The following is a 21,044-nucleotide window of genomic DNA, read 5'->3' as shown; positions in this document are numbered from 1 at the left end:
CGCCGGTTAAAAGCGTATCGGTCATATATGTTGCCGCCTATGCTAGCGGATCCTGCTGGCCATGCCCATATCCGGCAAGATAAACGGATGTTTTTCAAACAGATACCCCCTACCCCTTCTGCCGGTGCAAGGTAGAAACGACAATGGGGGCCACTGGCCCCCATCTCGCTATCCCATCCGGCAAAACCGCAAACGTTTAACTGCCTTCGTTAAAAATTTCCAGATTGCTGGTGCCTTCCTGCCATTCACGCACCGCTTTGGTGTCATCGTTGCGCAGGGCGTTGAGGTGATCCAGATAGGACTGGTCCACGTCGGAGGTGACGTAGTGGCCATTGAAGACCGAGGTCTCGAAGTGACGCAGATCCGGGTTGATCTCCCGCACGGCGGCTTCCAGATCTTCCAGATCCTGGAAAATCAGACCGTCAGCGCCAATCAGCTTGCACACCTCTTCCACTTCACGGCCGTGGGCGATCAGCTCGTTGGCGGTGGGCATATCGATGCCATAGACGTTGGGGAAACGAATTTCCGGCGCCGCCGAGGCGAAGTAGACCTTGGCTGCCCCCGCTTCACGGGCCATCTGGATGATCTGCTCGGACGTGGTACCACGCACGATGGAATCATCCACCAGCAACACCTTTTTGCCCTTGAATTCGGAGCTGATGGCGTTGAGTTTGCGACGCACCGACTTCTTGCGCTGGGTCTGGCCCGGCATGATGAAGGTACGACCGATGTAGCGGTTCTTCACGAAGCCCTGACGGTATGGCAGATCCAGGGTGTGAGCGATCTCCAGCGCCACGTCACAGGAGGTCTCGGGGATGGGGATAACCACATCGACGTCGAGATCTTCCCACTCGCGGGCAATCTTCTGACCCAGCTTGCGACCCATGTTGAGGCGGGCGGCGTAGACCGAGACCTTGTCGATGCACGAATCGGGACGAGCGAAGTAGACGTATTCGAAGATGCAGGAGCTCATCTGCGGGTTCTCCGCACACTGCTCGGAGAAGAGCTGGCCCTGCTCGGTGATGTAGATGGCTTCACCCGGCGCAATATCCCGCACCGTCTCGAAACCGATGGCGTCGAGCGCCACGCTCTCGGAGGCGAGCATGTACTCCACCTGGCCCTGCTCGTCCTGACGACGACCGAGGATCAGTGGGCGAATGCCGTTGGGATCGCGAAAACCGATGAGACCATGACCGATCACCAGCGAGACCACCGCATAAGCGCCGCGGATCTGCTGATGGGTTCTGCGCACCGCGGCGAAGATATCTTCGGGACGCAGGGCCATCTTGTCACAGCGATCCAGCTCGTGAGCCAGCACGTTCAGCAACACTTCCGAGTCGGAGGTGGTGTTGATGTGGCGACGGGCGACCTTGAACTGCTGCTCCTTGAGCTCCTTGGCGTTGGTGAGGTTGCCGTTATGGGCCAGCACCATGCCGTAGGGTGAGTTCACATAAAAAGGTTGGGCTTCAGCGGCACTTGAGCTACCTGCGGTGGGATATCTGACATGACCTATGCCGATGTTCCCTTGCAAACGCTGCATGTGGCGCACTTCAAACACGTCCTTCACCAGGCCATTGGCCTTGCGTTGCCGGAAGTTTCCACTATCAATGGTCACGATCCCGGCGGCATCCTGTCCCCTGTGCTGCAACACCGTCAAGGCGTCGTAGAGGGCCTGATTGACGGGGGTGGTGCCAACTATACCGACAATACCACACATGTCTTTGCTACCTCGAAGTCACTATACCTGTTTAAGAAAACTGGATGAGTTCAACATGAACCCGAAAAACCACTGGATCACCGGCTTGAACTCCGGCACCAGCTTGGACGCCACCCACCAGTCGCTCTGGGAGAGGCTGGTGAAGGTATCCATGAAAAAAAGCAGGGCACTGACGATCAGCACCCCGCGAATTGCACCGAAGCAGACCCCCAGCACCCGATCGGTACCGGAGAGACCCGTCTTGTCCACCAACAGGCCCACCACATAGTTGACCACGCTGCCGAGGATCAAAGTCGCCACAAACAGCGCCGCGATGGCCAGACCGTTGCGAACCAGCGCGTCGGAGAAGGAGGTGAAATAGACGGCGAGATCGGGATAGAAATGGCTGGCAATAAAGAAGGCGACGAACCAGGTGACAAGAGACATGGCCTCCTTGACGAAGCCGCGCACCAGGCTGATGAGAGCAGAGAAACCGACGATGCCGATGATGGCGTAATCAATCCAGACCATAGAAAAAGATGTCCTGCGAAATTGCGGCGCAGTCTAACAAAAACGATTGCGCATTGCTTGATAAAAATGTGTTAACTGTTCAAAGCGACGCCGAAAAGCCGCATTTTTTCAGCACTAAAACGGTTGATCGGCGCCAGAATGCACAACGCCATGGCAATGCCATGGCGTTGTGGTCTGCGGCGTGAACTTACCCGATGTGGGTCAGGCCACCCATGTAGGATTGCAGCGCAGCCGGGATGGCGATGCGGCCATCTTCCTGCTGGTAGTTCTCCATCACTGCAACCAGGGTACGACCCACTGCCAGACCGGAGCCGTTCAGGGTGTGCAGCAGCTGCGGCTTGCCGTCGATACGCACGCGAGCCTGCATGCGGCGCGCCTGGAAGTCGGTGCAGTTGGATACAGAGGAGATCTCGCGATAGGTGTTCTGGGCCGGCAGCCACACTTCCAGATCGTAGGTCTTGGAGGCGCAGAAGCCCATGTCACCGGTAGAGAGCGCCATCACGCGATATGGCAGCTCCAGCAGTTGCAGCACCTTCTCGGCGTGACCGACCATCTCTTCAAGTGCATCCCAGGATTTCTCCGGGTGAACCAGCTGAACCATTTCGACTTTGTCGAACTGGTGCATACGGATGAGGCCACGGGTATCACGACCGTAGGAACCGGCTTCAGAGCGGAAGCAGGGGCTGTGGGCGGTCATCTTGATCGGCAGCTCTTGCACGTCAAAGATCTCGTCACGGGCCATGTTGGTGAGCGGCACTTCGGAGGTCGGGATCAGGGAGAACTTGCGCAGCTTGCCCTCTTCTTCCCCTTCACCTTCGATACCGGTATTGAACAGGTCCTGAGCAAATTTCGGCAACTGGCCGGTGCCATAGAGGCTGTCCGGGTTCACCAGATAGGGCACGTAGCACTCGGTGTAACCGTGCTGCTGGGTGTGCAGATCCAGCATGAACTGAGCCAGGGCACGGTGCAGACGGGCAATCTGACCCTTCATCACCACAAAACGGGTACCGGAGAGTTTGACGCCATTCTTGAAGTCAACGCCCTTGGCCGCTTCGCCCAGATCGATGTGATCGCGTACCGGGAAGCTGAACTCGCGCGGGGTCCCCCAACGGCGCACTTCCACGTTGTCGTTCTCGTCACGACCCACCGGCGTGGTCTCGCTCGGCAGGTTGGGGATGGCGTCGGCAATGGCTTTCAGCTGGGCCAGCAGGGCATCCAGCTCGACCTTGCTGGTTTCCAGCTCGTCGTTGATCTTGGTCACTTCGGCCTTGAGCGGGGCAACATCTTCACCACGACGGGCAGCTTCACCGATGGATTTGGAGCGGGCGTTGCGCTCGGCCTGCAGCTCCTGGGTACGGGACTGCAGATCCTTGCGTTTCTCTTCCAGAGCGTTGACAGCCGCTACGTCCAGAACGTAGCCACGTGTCGCCAGACGAGCGGCAGCCTCTTCGATATCGCTGCGCAGATATTTGGGATCCAGCATGGTTTACCTACTTTTTTAAAATGGGATCTGGGCCTGAGTCGTCATGACGGGCTGGGAAACAGATCCGGAAGTTAACATCGGTTGGCGCACCCCAATCGTCTTCAGAATCGGGCCTCAACAATCAGGCCTTCGAGATCAAGAAGATGGCGCAAGGCCAAGACAAGCGGGGTCAGACGGGCAGTGTAGCAGACCGCCCCCCCGCCCGAACAGGGACTATTTGTGTCGTTTTTACCGACTTTGGCACGCAAACCGTCCTGCATATTCAAACGCCTGACCAATTTTCAGCCATGCGAGGTAACAAAGGGGCTATTTGCCCCGTTGCTGCGGACTTTGCCTGTCCAGTTCATGGAGGTAATCGAGCTTCTGGCCAATCTGCTTTTCAAGGCCGCGATCGGTGGGCTGGTAGTACTGCTTGCCCGCCAGCTCGGGCGGGAAATACTGCTCGCCCGCAGCATAGGCGCCCGGCTCGTCATGGGCGTAGCGATACTCGGCGCCATAGCCCAGATCGCTCATCAATTTGGTCGGCGCATTGCGCAGGTGTACCGGCACCTCGAAGTCAGGGAGGTTTTTGGCATCATGAAGCGCCGCCTTCCAGGCGGTATAGACCGCATTGCTTTTCGGGGCGCAGGCGAGATAGACGATCGCCTGGGCGATGGCCCGCTCCCCTTCCGCCGGACCAATCCGATGGAAACAATCCCAAGCCGACAGGGCGACCTGCATGGCGCGCGGATCGGCATTGCCCACATCTTCCGAGGCAATCGCCAGCAAGCGGCGGGCGATATAGAGGGGATCGCAACCGGCGCTCACCATACGGGCATACCAGTAGAGCGCCGCATCCGGCGCCGAGCCGCGAATGGATTTGTGCACCGCCGAGATGAGGTCGTAGAAGTGATCGCCCCCCTTGTCGAAGCGGGCCACGTGCTCCCCCACCACGGCAGCGAGCAGGGCACTGTCGATCACCCGCGCCCCTGTGCTGTCGGTTTCGGCCATGTCGGCCAACAGCTCCAGATAGTTGAGGGACTTGCGGCCGTCCCCATCCACCGCCTTGGCCAGAGCTTCTTTGACGCCGGGGGCGAAGGTGAGTGCCGGATCATTGAGACCACGGGGATCGGTCATCGCCTGATCGAGCATGGCGAGAATATCGCTCTCCTCCAGTCGCTTGAGCAGATAGACCCGGGCCCGGGAGAGCAGTGCGTTGTTGAGTTCGAACGAGGGGTTTTCGGTGGTGGCACCGATAAAGGTGATGGTGCCATCTTCGATGTGAGGCAGGAACACATCCTGCTGGCTCTTGTTGAAGCGGTGCACTTCATCCACGAAGAGGATGGTACGCACCCCGCGCCAGCTGTTCTCCTTCGCCTTGTCGATGGCGGCGCGGATCTCCTTGATACCGGAGGTGACCGCAGAGAGTCGCTCCACTTCCGCCTGGCAGTAGTGAGCCATCAACTCCGCCAGCGTGGTCTTGCCGGTACCGGGCGGCCCCCACAGGATCATGGAGTGACAGTGACCCGCCAGGATCGCTTTGCGCAGGGGCTTGTCAGCCCCCAGGATATGTTGCTGACCGATATACTGGTCGAGGTTTTGCGGCCGCATCCGGGCCGCCAGCGGACGAAAGTCCGATGAGAAATCCAGCGACAAGTTGCTCATCTGTATTGACCACCCAACGTCACGCCACTCGCCTTTGACTGGCGCAGTGGCGAGCAATCCAACGACAGCTTGCTCATTAGCGCTGGTCGTCCAGCTCGACCCCCTTCGGGATCTTGAAAACAAATTCGTTGCCCTTGAGCACCGGCTTGCGGTTGAAGCTGCTCAGGGTGAATTCACTCCACTGCCCTTGCGCCTCTTTCACATCGAAACGACTGATGTTGTCTTGTCTGTCGAAGGTGACACGGAAGGATGCAATCAGCTCATCCTTGTTACGGCTGGTGACGGTGTAGACATCCCCCTGCTGGGTCACGTCATAATTCTTCCAGAACTTGTCGTCATTGCCAGCGATCAGAATAAAGGGGGTGTTGAGCACCGCATCTTTCAGCTTGAGGGCGGTCACCTGCTCGACGAAGGGATCATAGACCCAGACATCCTGACCATCGGCCACGATCAGGCTCTCGTCCGGCGAGGTGGTGTGCCAGTTGAAACGGTTTGGCCGCTGCACCAGCAGATCGCCGCTGGCCTTTTGCAGCTCCTTGCCCTTGCTGTCATAGACGGTCTGGGCAAATTTGGCGGAGAAGAGGCTGACACCCGCCAGCTTCTGTTTGAGATCGCTGGCCGCATCGGCCCACACCTGGCTGCTGGCCATCAGCAGCACGGTACCCATCAACAGTTGTTTTTTCATCACGCTCTTCATAAAGACGCTCTCGATAAAAGGCCACGCCCGCGGAGGGCATGGCCAGGGATAGTATGAAACGGTGAGGCTTAGTCCCGCACCGGCGGCGGTGCCAGCACGTCGCGCTGACCATTGCCACCCGGTGAGCTGACGATGCCCTGATTCTCCATCTGCTCGATGAGACGGGCTGCCCGGTTGTAACCAATCTTGAACTTGCGCTGGACGCTGGAGGTCGAGCCACGGCGGGACTCCACCACAAAAGCGACCGCTTCGTCGAACAGGGGGTCCAGCTCTTCATCGCCACCACCGCCATATTCGCCGCTGCCACCTTCGCCACCCGACTCACCGGAGAGGATCTCCTCGATGTAGTTCGGCTCGCCGCGCAGTTTCCAGTCTGCCACCACCTTGTGCACTTCATGGTCATCGACAAACGCACCGTGTACCCGGGTCGGGTTGGAGGTACCGGCCGGCATGTAGAGCATATCGCCCATACCGAGCAGAGATTCGGCGCCGCCCTGATCGATGATGGTGCGCGAGTCGATCTTGCTCGACACCTGGAACGAAATACGGGTCGGGATGTTGGCCTTGATAAGACCGGTAATGACATCCACCGACGGACGCTGGGTCGCCAGAATAAGGTGAATACCGGCGGCCCTCGCCTTCTGGGCGATCCGGGCGATCAGCTCTTCCACCTTCTTGCCGACGATCATCATCATGTCGGCAAACTCGTCCACCACCACCACGATGTGGGGCAGTTTCTCCAGCTCCGGCGGCATCTGATCCATGGAGTCACCCGGGCGCCACAACGGATCCAGCAGGGGTTCCCCCTCCTCGATGGCGGCCAGCACCTTGTCGTTGTAGCCCTTGAGGTTGCGCACCCCGACTGCCGACATCAGCTTGTAACGGCGTTCCATCTCGCCCACACACCAGCGCAGGGCGTTGGCGGCGTCCTTCATGTCGGTCACCACCTCGGTCAGCAGATGCGGGATCCCTTCGTAGACCGAGAGTTCCAGCATCTTGGGGTCGATCATGATAAAGCGCAGATCATCGGGGGATGACTTGTAGAGCATCGAGATGATCATGGTGTTGACCCCCACCGACTTACCGGAACCTGTGGTACCGGCCACCAGGAGGTGCGGCATCTTGGCCAGGTTCACCACCACCGGCTCCCCTGCGATGTCCTGACCCAGGCCCATGGTGAGCGGGTTGCGGCTATCGCGGAAGGCATCGCAGTCGAGGGTTTCGCGCAGGTAAACGGTCTGACGCACCCGGTTGGGCAGCTCGATACCGACATAGGTCTTACCCGGGATCACCTCAACCACCCGCACGCTGCTGGCAGAGAGGGAACGGGCCAGATCGCGCGAGAGGTTGGTGATCTTGCTCGCCTTCATGCCCGGCGCCAGATCCAGCTCGAAACGGGTAATGACCGGGCCCGGATAGACACCCACCACCTTGGCCTGCACGTTGTAGTCGGCAAGCTTGGCCTCCACCAGACGCCCCATGCGATCCAGCTCATCCTTGCTCATCATCTGGGTCTTGGCGGGTGGACGGTCGAGCAGCTCGATACTCGGCAACGGCGGCATTGTTGACTGCGGACGACGCTTGGGCTTGGTTGGTGCGACGGCTACCGGCGCGGCGACCTCGTCGTCCCCTTCGGCCCAGGGCAGATCCAGATCGTCCTCATCATCGTCATCGGCCACAGCCAGTACCGGCTGGCGGCGACCATTGGCGGCCGCCACCGCACGTTTCGGCTTGGCAGCCGGAGCCGGCTCATCATCTTCATCATCAAACTGTGGGTCGAACTCGAAGGTATCGTCGTCGAGTTCCGGCAGCCACTCTTCGGAGGCAGCCTTCTGGTTCTTGCCCTTGGGCTTGCGCGTCCAGCTGGTGTGCGGCTCATCTTCCTCGTCATCAAACGCGATGGCCCCTACCCCGCCTTCCAGCAAGGGATCCGGCCCCTCGTTGCGGGGTTGACGCCAGCCACCGGTCAGCCAGCGGCCGAGGGTGGTCGGGAAGTGGTAAACAGCACTGACAGAACCGGTACAGGCCGCGCCGATCTGCTCGACGATGGTGAGCCAGGACCAGCCGGTAAACAGGGTGATGCCGGTTGCCACGAAGCAGAGCAGCATCAGGTTGGCCCCGACGCCGCCAAACAGCGGCACCACCGCGGAGGCTATTACATCCCCCACCAGACCACCGGCGGAGAAGTTCTGCATATCGTTGAAGTTCATGCTGGCAATGGCCGACATGCCGAGCACAGTCAGGATAAAGCCGATGATCCGCACCCCCAGGGTGAGGTAATCCACATCGAGCAGACGGCTCGGGCGCCAGAAGAGACTCCAGCCCAGCAGTACCACCAGCGGCGGCACCAGATAGGAGAAGGCACCAAAGGTAAACATGGTGATGTCGGCGAGCCAGGCACCGGCACTACCGGCGAGGTTCTTCACCTCCCCTTGCCAGGAGGTCTGGGACCAGCCGGGATCAGCGGGATGATAGGACAACAGGGCAAGCAGAAGATAAGCAGCCATCAGGGTGATGGCGATCAAGACGGCTTCGAAGATCCGTTGTGTACCTGATAAAGGAGTAAACAGCTTTTTATCGGCCAAACTCCGGCTCCTTTCTGAAAACATGTAATGCAGGAAATAAGGGGGCCTAGTATCCCCGAAAAGCCCATCGATTGTCAGCCAGAGCCTGATGGGACGGGGCCATATTTGCAATTATCTTTACAAGAAGAAACGAGCGGACCGGCCGCTCGTTTCTGACTGTCATGGTGTCTCATATGGAAAAGATACCACGGCATAACCTGCTTTATCGGGTGCTGATCACCAGACGACTGCTCTGCTTGACCTCTTCCATCACCACATAGGTGCGGGTGTCATTGACACCGGGCAGACGCAACAGGGTTTCCCCCAACAGACGGCGGTAAGCCGACATGTCGCTGACTCGGGTCTTGAGCAGATAGTCGAAGTCACCGGAAACCAGATGACACTCCTGGATCTCTTCGAGCACCTGAACAGCCTTGTTGAACTGTTCAAACACATCAGGCGCCCCGCGATTGAGGGTTATCTCTACAAACACCAGCAGAGATGCGTCCAGATAATGAGGGTTCAGAATAGCGGCATATCCTTCGATATAACCTTGTCGCTCGAGGCGACGAACCCGTTCCAGACACGGTGTAGGACTCAGGCCAACTCGCTTGGACAACTCAACATTCGAAATCCTGCCATCCTTTTGCAGTTCATTAAGAATGTTGCGGTCAATCCTGTCCAAATCCTTTAGCCGACTCTTAGCTTCCATCATTTTATTCCATCCTTTGGCTATTTTTTGGTAAGAATCACCAGTCATTTTATAATTATGGTCACAAATCCTGTCAATACCTGAATATACTAGGCGCAAATGTTGGTTAACATTTTGGCAACATGAAACACCAATCTATAGACGAGGGATAGCATGATTATCGGTGTACCTAAAGAGATAAAAAACCATGAATACCGCGTAGGCATGGTTCCGGCCAGTGTACGTGAACTGACAGCACGAAACCATACTGTTTTCGTCCAAAGCGGTGCCGGAAACGGCATTGGCTTCAGCGATGCAGATTATATCGCTGTTGGAGCCGAAATTTTGGCCTCTGCAGCAGAGGTTTTCGCCAAAGCCGAGATGATCGTCAAGGTCAAGGAACCTCAGCCTGTCGAATGTGCCATGCTGCGTCCGGGTCAGACCCTGTTCACCTATCTGCATCTGGCGCCAGACTTGCCCCAGACCGAAGCCCTGCTGAAAAGCGGCGCCATCTGTATCGCCTATGAAACCGTCACCGACGGCCGTGGCGGCCTGCCCCTGCTGGCCCCCATGTCGGAAGTGGCCGGACGCATGTCTATTCAGGCGGGTGCCCAAGCGCTGGAAAAATCGCGCGGTGGGAGCGGTGTGCTGCTCGGCGGCGTACCCGGTGTCGAACCGGCCAAGGTGGTGATCATCGGCGGCGGCGTGGTCGGCTCCAATGCAGCCCGCATGGCCATTGGCCTGCGCGCGGATGTGACCATCCTCGATAACAACGTCGATACCCTGCGCCGTCTTGATAACGAGTTCCAGGGAGCGGCCAAGGTGGTCTACTCCAACAGCGAAACCCTGGAACGCCATCTGCTGGCGGCCGATCTGGTCATCGGCGGTGTGCTGGTACCGGGTGCCACTGCGCCAAAACTTGTCAGCCGTGACCACATTGCGCGCATGAAGCCGGGTTCTGCCATCGTCGATGTGGCCATCGATCAGGGCGGCTGTGTGGAAACCTCCCACGCCACCACCCACCAGGATCCGACCTATATCGTCGATGAGGTGGTGCACTACTGTGTCGCCAACATGCCGGGGGCGGTGGCCCGCACCTCGACCGTGGCGCTCAACAATGCCACCCTCCCTTTTATTATCAAGCTGGCCCAGCAAGGGTATCGTCAGGCACTGCTGAGCGATCCCAACCTGTTGCACGGGCTCAACGTGATGGAGGGCAAACTCACCTGCAAGGAAGTGGCCGTGGCACATGGCCTTGCCTACACGGATCCCCTGACCCTGCTGAACTGATCTGCGCTGGCCTGCGCCAGTTGGAGATGAGTGAAAATCCGCCCGCGATGGGCGGTTTTTTTATTCCTTTATTTTGCATGTCACCCCTTGTGAACACGATTAGTGCAATCGACTCGCCAGCCTTTGACCCCGGATCACGAATTACCTACAATCGCGCAAACTCATCACATCCCGGAAATGACATCATGAGCCAAGTCACTCACAGCAAATTGCTGATCTTAGGGTCAGGCCCAGCTGGTTACACCGCGGCCGTCTACGCCGCCCGCGCCAACCTCAATCCCCTGCTCATCACCGGCATGCAGCAAGGGGGTCAGCTGACCACCACCACCGAAGTGGAAAACTGGCCAGGTGATCCGGAAGGGCTGACCGGCCCGGCCCTGATGGAGCGCATGAAAGAGCATGCAGAGAAGTTCGATACCCGCATCCTGTTTGATCACATCAACAGTGTCGAACTGACTCAGCGCCCGTTCCGCCTCAAGGGCGACAACGGCGAATACACCTGCGATGCCCTGATCATCGCGACCGGCGCCTCCGCCAAATATCTGGGTCTGCCCTCTGAAGAGGCCTTCAAGGGTCGCGGCGTCTCCGCCTGTGCCACCTGTGACGGTTTCTTCTACCGCAATCAGGAAGTGGCGGTGATCGGTGGCGGCAATACCGCCGTGGAAGAGGCCCTTTATCTGGCCAACATCGCCAAGAAGGTGCATCTGATCCACCGCCGCGACGAGTTCCGTGCCGAGAAGATCCTGATCAAACGTCTGCACGACAAGGTCGCAAGCGGCAACATCGTGCTGCATACCCACCAGACCCTGGATGAAGTGCTGGGCGATCAGATGGGGGTCACCGGTGTGCGCCTGCGCAACACCCAGGACAACAGCACCAGCGAGCTGCCACTGATGGGCGTGTTCATCGCCATCGGCCACCAGCCCAACACCCAGATCTTCGATGGCCAGCTGGAGATGCAAAACGGCTATCTGAAGGTTCGTGGCGGACTGGACGGCTTTGCCACCCAGACCAGCATTGAAGGAGTGTTTGCCGCCGGTGACGTGGCAGACCACAACTACCGTCAGGCTATCACCTCGGCCGGTACCGGCTGCATGGCGGCCCTCGATGCCGAACGCTACCTCGACGCGCAATAAACCAGCGCTGATGTGATATAAGGCATACCAGTCGGTATGCCTTTTTTCATTTAAGGAGTCTAATGAAACAAAAGATATTGATTGTCGAAGATAGCCTGACGATCCGCCGTATGCTGACCCAGGCGATAGCCCAGCAGACCGGTCTGGAGATCGATGCCTTTGATACCCTCGAGGGCGCCCGTCACTGTCGGGGAGAGGAGTATGTGGTCGCCCTGGTGGATCTGACCTTGCCGGATGCACCTCGCGGAGAAGCGGTCAGCGTGTTGCTGGAGCGCGGCTTGCCAGTGGTGATCCTCACCGCCGATATCAGCGAGGATAAACGTGCGGCCTGGCTGGAAACCGGCGTACTGGACTATGTGATGAAGGATTCGCGCCACTCGCTGCAATATGCGGTCAGCCTGGTGCACCGTCTCTATCTCAACCAGTCCATCGAAGTGCTGGTCGTCGATGATTCGCGCACCTCCCGCCACCGCACCATGGCCCAGTTGCGCAAGCAATTGCTGCAGGTGCACGAGGCGAGTCACGCGCGCGAAGCGATGGCGATGCTGGAGCAATACCCCGGCATCCGGCTGGCACTGGTCGACTACTATATGCCGGAAATCGATGGCATCAGTCTGGTGCGGATGCTGAGAGAGCGATACAGCAAGCAGCAGCTCGCGATTATCGGGATCTCGGTCTCGGACAAGCGCGGTCTCTCTGCTCGCTACCTCAAGCAAGGCGCCAACGACTTTCTCAACCAGCCGTTCGAGCCGGAAGAGCTGCAGTGTCGGGTCAGCCACAATCTGGAAGCGCTCGAGCAGTTCAACAGCATTCAGGAGTCAGCCAATCGTGATTACCTGACCGGTCTCTACAACCGGCGCTACTGGTTCAACGAAGGGCAAAAATGGTTTGAAGAGCATCAGCGCCAGCAGACGCCTCTGGCACTCTGTGTGCTCGATGTGGATCACTTCAAGCAGGTCAACGATCACTGGGGCCATGCCATCGGCGATCAACTGCTCTGCCATCTGACCCGGCTACTGACCCAGTTCTTCCCCGATGCCATGATCGCCCGGTTTGGCGGAGAGGAGTTTGCCATGATGGTGCCTCACTGTACCGTCCCCGTGTTGATCAAGCGTCTTGAAGGGCTGCGTCAGCAGCTGCGCCAGCAACCCTTGTCACCGGAAACCCCGCTCTTTGTTCGCGCCAGTTACGGCGTGATCAGCGTCGGGCGGATATCCATGGACGAGGCGCTGAGCGTAGCGGATCGGCTGCTCTATCAGGCAAAGAACACCGGTCGCGACAAGATAGTCTCTCAAGAGATAAATATCTGAATCCTCAGGGCATCTGTCCCGTGTATTACCGCCCGACAGACTTTCCGACAGGAGAGTCTGCGGGTTCCTTTCCTGCCACAGTCTCCCCATCACCATGACTATCGAAAGTCAGTAAGTCTTGTCGACCCGCACCCCATCATCGAAGTAGAGAATGCGCACCTTGTCTCCATTGGCAAAGACCATGGCGGGATCATAATCCTGGATCACGTTGATAAGGGCATTTTGCTCGTTGCGGATCAGCAGCTCCACCAGCTTGTTTTCCACCACGGTTCCCCCGGACTGGTATTGCTGCGCAGCCGCAGCTCCCGCCAGCGCCCCGACGGCGGTGGCGATTTCACGACCATGACCGCCACCAAACTGGTTGCCCAGCAGACCGCCCAACACGGCACCACCCAGCGTCTTCCAGCCAGAGTGCTCGGACTCCAGGATCTGGCGCTGGGTAATATTGCGCACCGTTTCGACCTGACCAAACACCACCTGATTGACCGGCCGCGCGGTATTGCGCTGGTAGACCTCCGCCCCGGCGGGCGCCGTGACAAAGCAGAGCAAGCTGGATACTATCAGGATAATGGCCTTCATCTATGAACCTCGTTGCCTTATGTCTCGCTATCTTACCCAACTGGATGATGAGCTTTGCTGGTTTCCCGACCCCAGCCATGCGCTGGAAGAGCCCAACGGCTTGCTGGCGATCGGCGGGGATCTCTCCCCTGCCAGATTGCTGGCAGCTTACCACAAGGGGATCTTCCCGTGGAATGAACCCCACCAACCGACCCTGTGGTGGTCACCGGATCCCCGCGGGGTGATCCGTCCCGACCAACTCCATGTGGGGCGGACACTGCAGAAGATTATCCGCCGAACCCCATTCGATATTTCCGTCAATCGCGCCTTGAATGAAGTCATTACTGCCTGCGCCGCCCCTCGTCGCACTGCCGATGGCACCTGGATCAGCCAACCCATGATCGATGCCTACCAGCAGTTGCACCGGCTGGGTCATGCCCACTCTATCGAGATCTGGCAAGGGGGAGAGCTGCAAGCGGGACTGTATGGCCTCTCTATCGGCCGAATGTTTTGCGGTGAATCCATGTTCAGCCGGATTGATAACGGCGCCAAACTTGCCATGGTGGCACTCTGTCGCCACTTCGCCCGCCATCACGGCGCCCTCATCGATTGCCAGATGCAAAACCCGTTTCTGGCGACCCTGGGTATCGAGGAGTGGCCAAGGGCCCGTTTTCTGGCCGAGCTGGCGCGCCTTGGCCATCAACCACTATTGGCTTCCTGCTGGCAAGAGGGGGAGATCAGCTTATGACTGAAGAAGTGATCCTCAAAGTAGGGCTGACTCCCAAGCATCCCTGCAGTTATCTGGACCATGAACAGGAGCAGTTGCTGGTGCTGATGGATCACAATCTGCTCAACGCCAACGGTTACGAGCGATTGTTGACTGCCGGTTTTCGCCGCAGTGGCAACGACATCTATCGTCCCCACTGCCCGGCGTGCCATGCCTGCCAATCCCTTCGTATTCACAGTGAACACTTTCGTCCCAGCCGCGGCCAGAAGCGGATCCGCCAGCTCAACAGGGATATCGAGATCGTCCTGAGCTACGATGACAAACCCGAGTATTACCTGCTCTACGAACGCTATATCCGCGAACGCCACCACGATGGCAGCATGTATCCCCCCAACCGCAGCCAGTATCGCGGTTTTCTCCATTGTGACTGGATGCCGCCACTCTATCTGGAGATGCGCAAGGAGGGCCGTCTTATCGGCGTGGCCACCACAGACCTGCTACCCCACTCCTTGAGCGCCATGTACACCTTCTTCGATCCGGATTATGCCGATCGCTCCCTGGGCACCTTTGCCATCCTTTGCCAGCTCGATCTGGCCAGGCGAACCGGGCGAAGCTGGCTCTATCTTGGCTATCTGGTAGAGGCGTGTCGCAAGATGAATTACAAACGCAATTACCTCCCTCATGAGCTGTTAATTCAGGGGGAATGGAAAAATATCGACACCAAGCCCGAGTAAACTTTACACATAGCCTTAAATCCGGCATGATCCAGCGGTTTTTTGTTGTGGCTTATCAAGAGGATTCAATGGCTAAAGAAGACAGTATTGAGATGCAGGGCACTATTCTCGAAACCCTGCCCAATACCATGTTCCGTGTGGAACTGGAGAATGGTCACGTGGTTATCGCTCATATTTCAGGCAAGATGCGCAAAAACTACATTCGTATCCTGACTGGAGACAAAGTAACGGTAGCACTGACTCCCTACGATCTCTCCAAGGGACGTATTGTTTTCCGCTCTCGCTAAGCCAGGAATTCAGCAAAAAACCCCAACCTTTCGGTTGGGGTTTTTTGTCGTTTTCTGATCACTGACGCTTAGTGGGAAACAGCTTCAACATTGACCTGAAAATCAAAGCTGAGGCTGTCATTTACCAACTCAACCTTCACAATTCCCCCGTCAACCAGTGAACCGAACAGGATCTCGTTGGCCAGGGGTTTCTTGAGGTGCTCCTGGATCACCCGCCCCATAGGTCTGGCGCCCATGGCTCTGTCATATCCCTTCTCTGCCAACCAGTGGCGGGCACGCTCGGACACCTCGAGAGAAACTCCCTTCGCATCCAGTTGAACCTGCAATTCGACAATAAACTTGTCGACCACCTGATGAATCACCGTCATATCGAGATGGTTGAACCAGATGGTGTGATCAAGCCGGTTACGAAACTCCGGACTGAAGGTCTTGTTGATCACCGCCATGGCATCGTGGCTCAAATCCTGTTGCTGGAAGCCAATCGATTTACGCTGGGTCTCCTGCACACCGGCGTTGGTAGTCATGACCAAAATCACGTTACGGAAATCCGCCTTGCGCCCGTTGTTGTCGGTCAGGGTGCCGTTGTCCATCACCTGCAACAGCAGATTGAATACGTCCGGGTGAGCTTTCTCAATTTCGTCAAGCAACACAACGGAATGAGGATGCTTGATCACCGCATCAGTCAGCAGACCACCCTGCTCAAAACCAACATAGCCGGGAGGCGCACCAATCAGACGTGAGACGGTGTGACGCTCCATGTACTCGGACATATCAAAGCGCAGCATCTCCACCCCCAGCGCCTTGCCCAACTGCTGGGTAACCTCGGTCTTGCCCACCCCGGTCGGGCCAGCGAAGAGGAAGCAACCTACCGGGCGACGCTCGTTACCCAAACCTGAACGAGAGAGGCGAATTGCATCCGTCAGCACCTCGATGGCTTTATCCTGACCAAAGACCACCATCTTCAGATTGCGCTCCAGGTTCTTCAGTACCTCTTTATCCGAGGAAGAAACTGATTTCTCCGGAATGCGGGCAATCTTGGCAACAATGGACTCAATTTCCTGCACATTGATCACTTTCTTGCGCTTGCTCGCTGGCAGCAACCGTTGACCGGCACCCGCTTCGTCGATCACGTCGATCGCCTTGTCGGGCAAATGACGGTCATTGATGTACTTGGCAGAGAGTTCGGCAGCTGCACGGATCGCCTTGGCGGTATAGCGCACACCGTGGTGAGCTTCGTAGCGACTCTTGAGCCCCATCAGTATGCGCGTGGTGTCATCGATAGTCGGCTCGACAATATCGATCTTCTGGAAGCGGCGGGCCAGCGCACGGTCTTTCTCGAAGATCTGGGCGTACTCCTGATAAGTGGTGGATCCCACACAGCGGAGCAAACCGTTGGAGAGCAGCGGCTTGATCAGGTTGGCTGCATCCAGCTGACCACCGGATGCCGCACCGGCACCGATGATGGTATGGATCTCGTCGATAAAGAGGATGGCCCCTTCCTGACGCTCAATCTGCTTGAGCAGTACCTTGAGGCGCTTCTCGAAATCACCACGGTATTTGGTGCCCGCCAGCAGAGAACCCATATCCAGCGAATAGATGGTACTGCCCGCAATCACCTCGGGCACATCGCCTTTAACGATACGGTAAGCCAACCCTTCGGCAATGGCGGTTTTACCCACGCCCGCTTCACCCACCAGCAACGGGTTGTTCTTGCGACGGCGGCAGAGCACCTGAATGGTACGATTGAGCTCCTGATCACGGCCAATCAGTGGATCGATGCGCCCTTCCAGCACCAGCTGGTTCAGGTTGGTGGCAAAGCTCTCGATCTGTGCGGCCGAGACATCATCATCAGACTCGGGATTGTTATTGCTGCCGAGATCAGGCTTGCTGTCCTTGCGCACCCCGTGGGAGAGGAAATTGACGACGTCGAGACGGCTGATCTCGGCTTTTTTCAGGAAATAGGCAGCTTGTGACTCCTGCTCACTGAAGATAGCGACCAGCACATTGGCGCCGCTGACTTCGGTATTGCCGGAGGATTGCACATGGAAGACGGCACGCTGCAACACGCGCTGGAAGCCCAGTGTCGGCTGGGTTTCACGATCTTCATCGTCGCGCGGTATGAGCGGAGTGGTTTGGGTGATGAATGCGCGGATCTCCTTGCGCATCTGCTCGACATCAGCACCACAGGAGCTCAGCGCCTCATGGGCTGAACTGTTATCCAGAAGGGCTAACAACAGGTGCTCGACGGTCATGAATTCGTGGCGCTCGTCACGGGCCAGTTTGAAAGCCTCGTTCAGCGTCTTTTCTAGATCTTTATTCAACATAGGCACCTCCCCTAGTACAGCTACAATGTGGTGTCACACTCGCCATCAAGTCATCAGATTCAAGCCTTTTCCATAGTACAGAGCAGTGGATGTTCGTTGTTACGTGCATAGGTGTTGACCTGGACAACCTTGGTTTCGGCGATCTCTGCGGTAAACATGCCGCAGACACCCTTACCACTATAATGCACACTCAGCATGACCTGAGTCGCCTTGTCCAAATCCATACCAAAGAACTTTTGCAGCACCTCCACCACGAACTCCATCGGGGTGTAGTCATCGTTGTTCAACACAACCTTATACATGGGTGGCGGCTGCAGCTTTGTTTTCTCTGCTTCTGCAATCTCTTCATTAGCAAAGAGTTCTTTCTGCTTGCTCATAATCGCGCTTTGGTACCTCTAGATTACTACCGTCTAACACAAGGTTGTCAATAGACTTGTTAACCAGATCACATCAGCTGTTAACAACTTCTTGACTCGCTTAAAAGTTAGACTAGATTGGTTACTTGCTAATCTGTGCCCGTCTGCTATGGGCCCATGTCCCTAGTTATAAAGGGCTGGCGCAGGTTACTCAACGACTTCTGGGTAATCAATAAAAGGATGTAGAAGTATGGCAACCGGCACAGTTAAGTGGTTTAACAACGCAAAAGGATTTGGGTTTATCTGTCCGGAAGGGGGCGGTGAGGATATCTTCGCTCACTACTCCACGATTCAAATGGAGGGCTACAAGACCCTGAAAGCGGGTCAGGCTGTCAATTTTGAACTGCAACAGGGGCCGAAAGGAAATCACGCCTCTGTGATTGTGCCAAACGAAGCACAAAATATGTAAATAACACCCGTTGGATAAATAAAAAACCGGTTCCTCTCTGAGCAACCGGTTTTTTATTGTCAGATTTCTGGCGAATCCTGCCTCCTCACGGGATCACAGGGTTATCACCAGCCATGATCAGTCGTGATATTCACTGCAGGCGATCAGGGTATTTTCCATCAGGCTGGCGACCGTCATCGGGCCCACACCACCGGGTACCGGAGTAATGAAGGAGGCATGTCTGCGCGCCGTTTCAAACTCCACATCCCCGACCAGCGAGCCATCAGCCAGGCGATTGATGCCCACATCGATCACCAGAGCCCCCGGTTTGATCCACTCCCCTGGGATGAAGTTGGGCTTGCCGACTGCAACAACCAGCAGATCGGCACGGCGTACCTGCTCTTCCAGATCCCGCGTAAAACGGTGACAGGTCGTGGTTGTGCAGCCCGCCAGCAACAATTCGAGGGTCATGGGACGCCCCACTATGTTGGACGCTCCCACCACGACCGCATGCAGACCATGTGTCTTCACGCCGGTGGCCTCTATCAGTGTCATGATCCCTTTCGGAGTGCAGGGGCGCAGCGCCGGAATACGTTGGGCCAGACGACCGACGTTATACGGGTGGAATCCATCTACATCCTTGTCAGGCTGGATCCGCTCCAGCACCTGAGTGGTATCAAAGTGATCCGGCAAGGGCAACTGAACCAGAATGCCATCTACGTGGCTATCCGCATTCAGCTGGTCAATCAGCGCCAGCAACTCTTCCTGACTGGCAGTGGCACTCAGATCATAGGAGCGGGAGAGAAACCCCACCTCCTCACATGCCCGGCGTTTGCTGCCGACATAGACCTGAGAGGCTGGATCCGCCCCCACCAGAATGACTGCCAGCCCTGGAGCCCGTTTCCCTGCCGCCAACCGCTGTTGGACTTGCGCCGCGACCTGGCTGCGAATCGTTTGCGCAACCTGTTTTCCATCTATGATTTTGGCAGACATCGTTCTCCACTCACCATGTGTTCAACTGCCGCGCATTGTCGCATTTTTTTAGCCGGGATGTTAGCAGCAGACGCACGCCAGACCTGTAGCGGGCAATAAGTAGGCACTTGAATTTACAGGGGGAAAAAGTCGTTGACGCTGGCCCTTACGCTTGGCTATGATGCCCGCCCGTTGCCCAGTACGACTCATGTCGATATGCTGGTCAGGGATTTTCGGTGATTAGCGCAGTCCGGTAGCGCATCTGGTTTGGGACCAGAGGGTCAAAGGTTCGAATCCTTTATCACCGACCATGTTCATCGACTCGTCCTCAAGACGTGTTGGTACAAAGCGCCCTTAGCTCAGTTGGATAGAGCAACGGCCTTCTAAGCCGTGGGTCGCAGGTTCGAATCCTGCAGGGCGCGCCATTAATGTTCCCCAATCCTTCTGGATTGGCGAGCGTTGATGAAAATTTCAGTGGTGGCTGTAGCTCAGTTGGTAGAGTCCCGGATTGTGATTCCGGTTGTCGTGGGTTCGAGCCCCATCAGCCACCCCATTATTCTGTCGATAATCGCCGCAAGGTGATGTCCATCGACTTGGTGCAGTGACTTCTGGTCTGCTTCGCGAAAAACCGGCCTTGGCCGGTTTTTTTGTTTTTGCGCCCGACAGCACCTTGCCTTGTCTACAAGGCCATCATCCTCCAGATCGATAAACGCGGCTCCGCCCATTGTCACGATTCGCCCTTCCTCATCGATACACACGGCCACTCTCCCCCGCACATCAGCCTGCCCGGTTCTTTTTCTGTATTTCCCAAGCGCCATTGATATGCTGATCGCTCTTCTTCTCTCCTGCTTTCCGTTGGAGCTTTTCTATGCAACGCATTCTTTTTGTCGAAGATGATCCCGAGATTGGCCAGCTCATTAGCAGTTGGCTCGGTCGCCACGATATGGACGTGATCCTCGAGCCCAGAGGGGATATGGCACTGGCCCGGGTAGAGGCCGAGCAGCCCGATCTGGTGCTGCTCGATATCATGTTGCCGGGGCAAGATGGCATGTCCCTCTGTCGGGATCTTCGGCCACGCTTCGACGGCCCCATCGTAATGCTCACCTCGCTGGACAGCGACATGAACCAGATCCTGAGTCTGGAGCTGGGCGCCAACGACTACATCCTTAAAACCACCCCGCCCCCCGTGCTACTGGCCAGACTGAGGGTGCAGTTTCGCCAGCACCAGCAAGCATCAACCCAACCGGCAGCCACCAGCAGCGTTCCCCAGCAACTGCAATTTGGTCGGCTACGGGTGGATGGTCCGGGACGAGATGTGCGGCTCGATGGCGAGAGCATTGCTCTCTCGACCGCCGATTTTGATCTGTTGTGGGAACTCGCTTGTCACGCCGGCCAGATCCTAGGACGGGAAGCTCTCTTTCGCAGCTTGCGCGGCCGGGAGTACGACGGTCAGGATCGCAGCATGGATGTGGCCATCTCCCGCCTGCGCCGCAAACTGGGTGATAACCCCGACAACCCGACCCGGATCAAGACGGTGCGCCAGAAAGGCTACCTCTTCGTCCCCCACGCCTGGGAATAACCCTCTTTCGGGAGCAC

The 21,044-nt window shown here is 57.2% G+C and carries 20 protein-coding genes and 3 tRNA genes; 12 read left to right on the top strand and 11 right to left on the bottom strand.

The annotated features are described in order from the left end of the window. Positions 1–196: 196 nt before the first annotated feature. Both purF and AB5Y83_RS14280 read right to left on the bottom strand, forming a co-directional pair. Positions 197–1,717 (bottom strand): amidophosphoribosyltransferase, encoded by a 1,521-nt coding sequence (gene purF, locus AB5Y83_RS14285; RefSeq protein WP_005351229.1) that lies wholly within the window; start codon positions 1,715–1,717, stop codon positions 197–199. A 21-nt stretch (positions 1,718–1,738) separates the two neighbouring features. Then, a complete protein-coding gene (locus AB5Y83_RS14280) occupies positions 1,739–2,227 on the bottom strand; it encodes a CvpA family protein (RefSeq protein WP_005337086.1) in 489 nt (162 codons plus the stop codon). Between the two features lie 8 nt (positions 2,228–2,235). Here AB5Y83_RS14280 and AB5Y83_RS14275 point away from each other — a divergent pair, with 8 nt between their 5' ends. Beyond that, a complete protein-coding gene (locus tag AB5Y83_RS14275; protein ID WP_155395816.1) occupies positions 2,236–2,412 on the top strand; it encodes a hypothetical protein in 177 nt (58 codons plus the stop codon). 2 nt (positions 2,413–2,414) lie between these two features. Here AB5Y83_RS14275 and serS read toward each other — a convergent pair whose 3' ends face one another. From serS to lrp, 5 genes are all read right to left on the bottom strand, one after another. Next, positions 2,415–3,710 (bottom strand): serine--tRNA ligase, encoded by a 1,296-nt coding sequence (gene serS, locus AB5Y83_RS14270; RefSeq protein WP_368175381.1) that lies wholly within the window; start codon positions 3,708–3,710, stop codon positions 2,415–2,417. Between the two features lie 306 nt (positions 3,711–4,016). Next, positions 4,017–5,354, bottom strand: coding sequence for a replication-associated recombination protein A (locus AB5Y83_RS14265; RefSeq protein ID WP_021230553.1), 1,338 nt, complete (start codon positions 5,352–5,354; stop codon positions 4,017–4,019). Positions 5,355–5,430: 76 nt separating this feature from the next. Next, a complete protein-coding gene (gene lolA, locus AB5Y83_RS14260; RefSeq protein WP_041202312.1) occupies positions 5,431–6,039 on the bottom strand; it encodes an outer membrane lipoprotein chaperone LolA in 609 nt (202 codons plus the stop codon). A gap of 80 nt (positions 6,040–6,119) precedes the next feature. Continuing rightward, entirely contained in the window at positions 6,120–8,636 is a 2,517-nt protein-coding gene (locus AB5Y83_RS14255) for a DNA translocase FtsK (RefSeq protein WP_236322370.1), read from the bottom strand. A gap of 202 nt (positions 8,637–8,838) precedes the next feature. Next, entirely contained in the window at positions 8,839–9,330 is a 492-nt protein-coding gene (gene lrp / locus AB5Y83_RS14250; RefSeq protein ID WP_005300047.1) for a leucine-responsive transcriptional regulator Lrp, read from the bottom strand. Between the two features lie 150 nt (positions 9,331–9,480). Between lrp and ald the strand changes: the two genes are divergently transcribed. From ald to AB5Y83_RS14235, 3 genes are all read left to right on the top strand, one after another. Then, complete coding sequence (gene ald / locus AB5Y83_RS14245; RefSeq protein ID WP_058059143.1) at positions 9,481–10,596, top strand: alanine dehydrogenase; 1,116 nt, start codon at positions 9,481–9,483, stop codon at positions 10,594–10,596. 185 nt (positions 10,597–10,781) lie between these two features. Then, positions 10,782–11,732 (top strand): thioredoxin-disulfide reductase, encoded by a 951-nt coding sequence (gene trxB, locus AB5Y83_RS14240; RefSeq protein ID WP_019445530.1) that lies wholly within the window; start codon positions 10,782–10,784, stop codon positions 11,730–11,732. A gap of 62 nt (positions 11,733–11,794) precedes the next feature. Further along, the gene (locus tag AB5Y83_RS14235) at positions 11,795–13,042 is read left to right on the top strand and encodes a diguanylate cyclase (RefSeq protein ID WP_368175380.1); all 1,248 of its coding nucleotides are present in this window, start codon (positions 11,795–11,797) and stop codon (positions 13,040–13,042) included. Between the two features lie 108 nt (positions 13,043–13,150). On the opposite strand, the gene AB5Y83_RS14230 is transcribed toward AB5Y83_RS14235, so the two are convergent. After that, positions 13,151–13,621: a glycine zipper 2TM domain-containing protein gene (locus AB5Y83_RS14230; RefSeq protein ID WP_005337104.1), complete on the bottom strand. Its 471-nt coding sequence runs from the start codon at positions 13,619–13,621 to the stop codon at positions 13,151–13,153. Between the two features lie 19 nt (positions 13,622–13,640). On the opposite strand from AB5Y83_RS14230, the gene aat reads away from it, so the two are divergent. From aat to infA, 3 genes are all read left to right on the top strand, one after another. Then, on the top strand, positions 13,641–14,348 hold the full coding sequence (aat, locus tag AB5Y83_RS14225; protein ID WP_368175379.1) for a leucyl/phenylalanyl-tRNA--protein transferase: 708 nt from the start codon (positions 13,641–13,643) through the stop codon (positions 14,346–14,348). Next, the gene (locus AB5Y83_RS14220; protein ID WP_005351203.1) at positions 14,345–15,061 is read left to right on the top strand and encodes an arginyltransferase; all 717 of its coding nucleotides are present in this window, start codon (positions 14,345–14,347) and stop codon (positions 15,059–15,061) included. The genes aat and AB5Y83_RS14220 overlap by 4 nt, the downstream gene beginning before the upstream one ends. Positions 15,062–15,129: 68 nt before the next feature. After that, positions 15,130–15,348 carry a translation initiation factor IF-1 gene (gene infA, locus AB5Y83_RS14215; RefSeq protein WP_005300033.1) on the top strand — a complete coding sequence of 73 codons (219 nt, stop codon included), beginning with the start codon at positions 15,130–15,132 and terminating at the stop codon, positions 15,346–15,348. Between the two features lie 68 nt (positions 15,349–15,416). Here the strand turns inward: infA and clpA are convergent, their stop codons facing one another. After that, the gene (gene clpA, locus AB5Y83_RS14210) at positions 15,417–17,672 is read right to left on the bottom strand and encodes an ATP-dependent Clp protease ATP-binding subunit ClpA (protein ID WP_005337110.1); all 2,256 of its coding nucleotides are present in this window, start codon (positions 17,670–17,672) and stop codon (positions 15,417–15,419) included. 59 nt (positions 17,673–17,731) lie between these two features. Continuing rightward, on the bottom strand, positions 17,732–18,049 hold the full coding sequence (gene clpS, locus AB5Y83_RS14205; RefSeq protein WP_005337111.1) for an ATP-dependent Clp protease adapter ClpS: 318 nt from the start codon (positions 18,047–18,049) through the stop codon (positions 17,732–17,734). A 229-nt stretch (positions 18,050–18,278) separates the two neighbouring features. Between clpS and cspD the strand changes: the two genes are divergently transcribed. Continuing rightward, positions 18,279–18,497: a cold shock-like protein CspD gene (cspD, locus tag AB5Y83_RS14200; RefSeq protein WP_005300025.1), complete on the top strand. Its 219-nt coding sequence runs from the start codon at positions 18,279–18,281 to the stop codon at positions 18,495–18,497. Between the two features lie 117 nt (positions 18,498–18,614). Here cspD and folD read toward each other — a convergent pair whose 3' ends face one another. Continuing rightward, positions 18,615–19,469, bottom strand: a complete 855-nt coding sequence (gene folD / locus AB5Y83_RS14195) for a bifunctional methylenetetrahydrofolate dehydrogenase/methenyltetrahydrofolate cyclohydrolase FolD (protein ID WP_279487821.1) — start codon at positions 19,467–19,469, stop codon at positions 18,615–18,617. 213 nt (positions 19,470–19,682) lie between these two features. Here folD and AB5Y83_RS14190 point away from each other — a divergent pair. From AB5Y83_RS14190 to rstA, 4 genes are all read left to right on the top strand, one after another. Further along, positions 19,683–19,759: transfer RNA gene (locus tag AB5Y83_RS14190), tRNA-Pro, on the top strand. 37 nt (positions 19,760–19,796) lie between these two features. Then, a tRNA-Arg gene (locus AB5Y83_RS14185) sits at positions 19,797–19,873 on the top strand. Between the two features lie 52 nt (positions 19,874–19,925). Then, a tRNA-His gene (locus AB5Y83_RS14180) sits at positions 19,926–20,001 on the top strand. A gap of 315 nt (positions 20,002–20,316) precedes the next feature. Next, complete coding sequence (rstA, locus tag AB5Y83_RS14175; protein ID WP_108542678.1) at positions 20,317–21,027, top strand: two-component system response regulator RstA; 711 nt, start codon at positions 20,317–20,319, stop codon at positions 21,025–21,027. Positions 21,028–21,044 lie beyond the last annotated feature (17 nt).

This window comes from Aeromonas sp. R5-4 (assembly GCF_040908215.1).
Lineage (GTDB): Bacteria > Pseudomonadota > Gammaproteobacteria > Enterobacterales > Aeromonadaceae > Aeromonas > Aeromonas veronii.
Note: the sequence above shows the minus strand (reverse complement) of the source record. Positions and strands in the feature narration are given on the sequence as shown.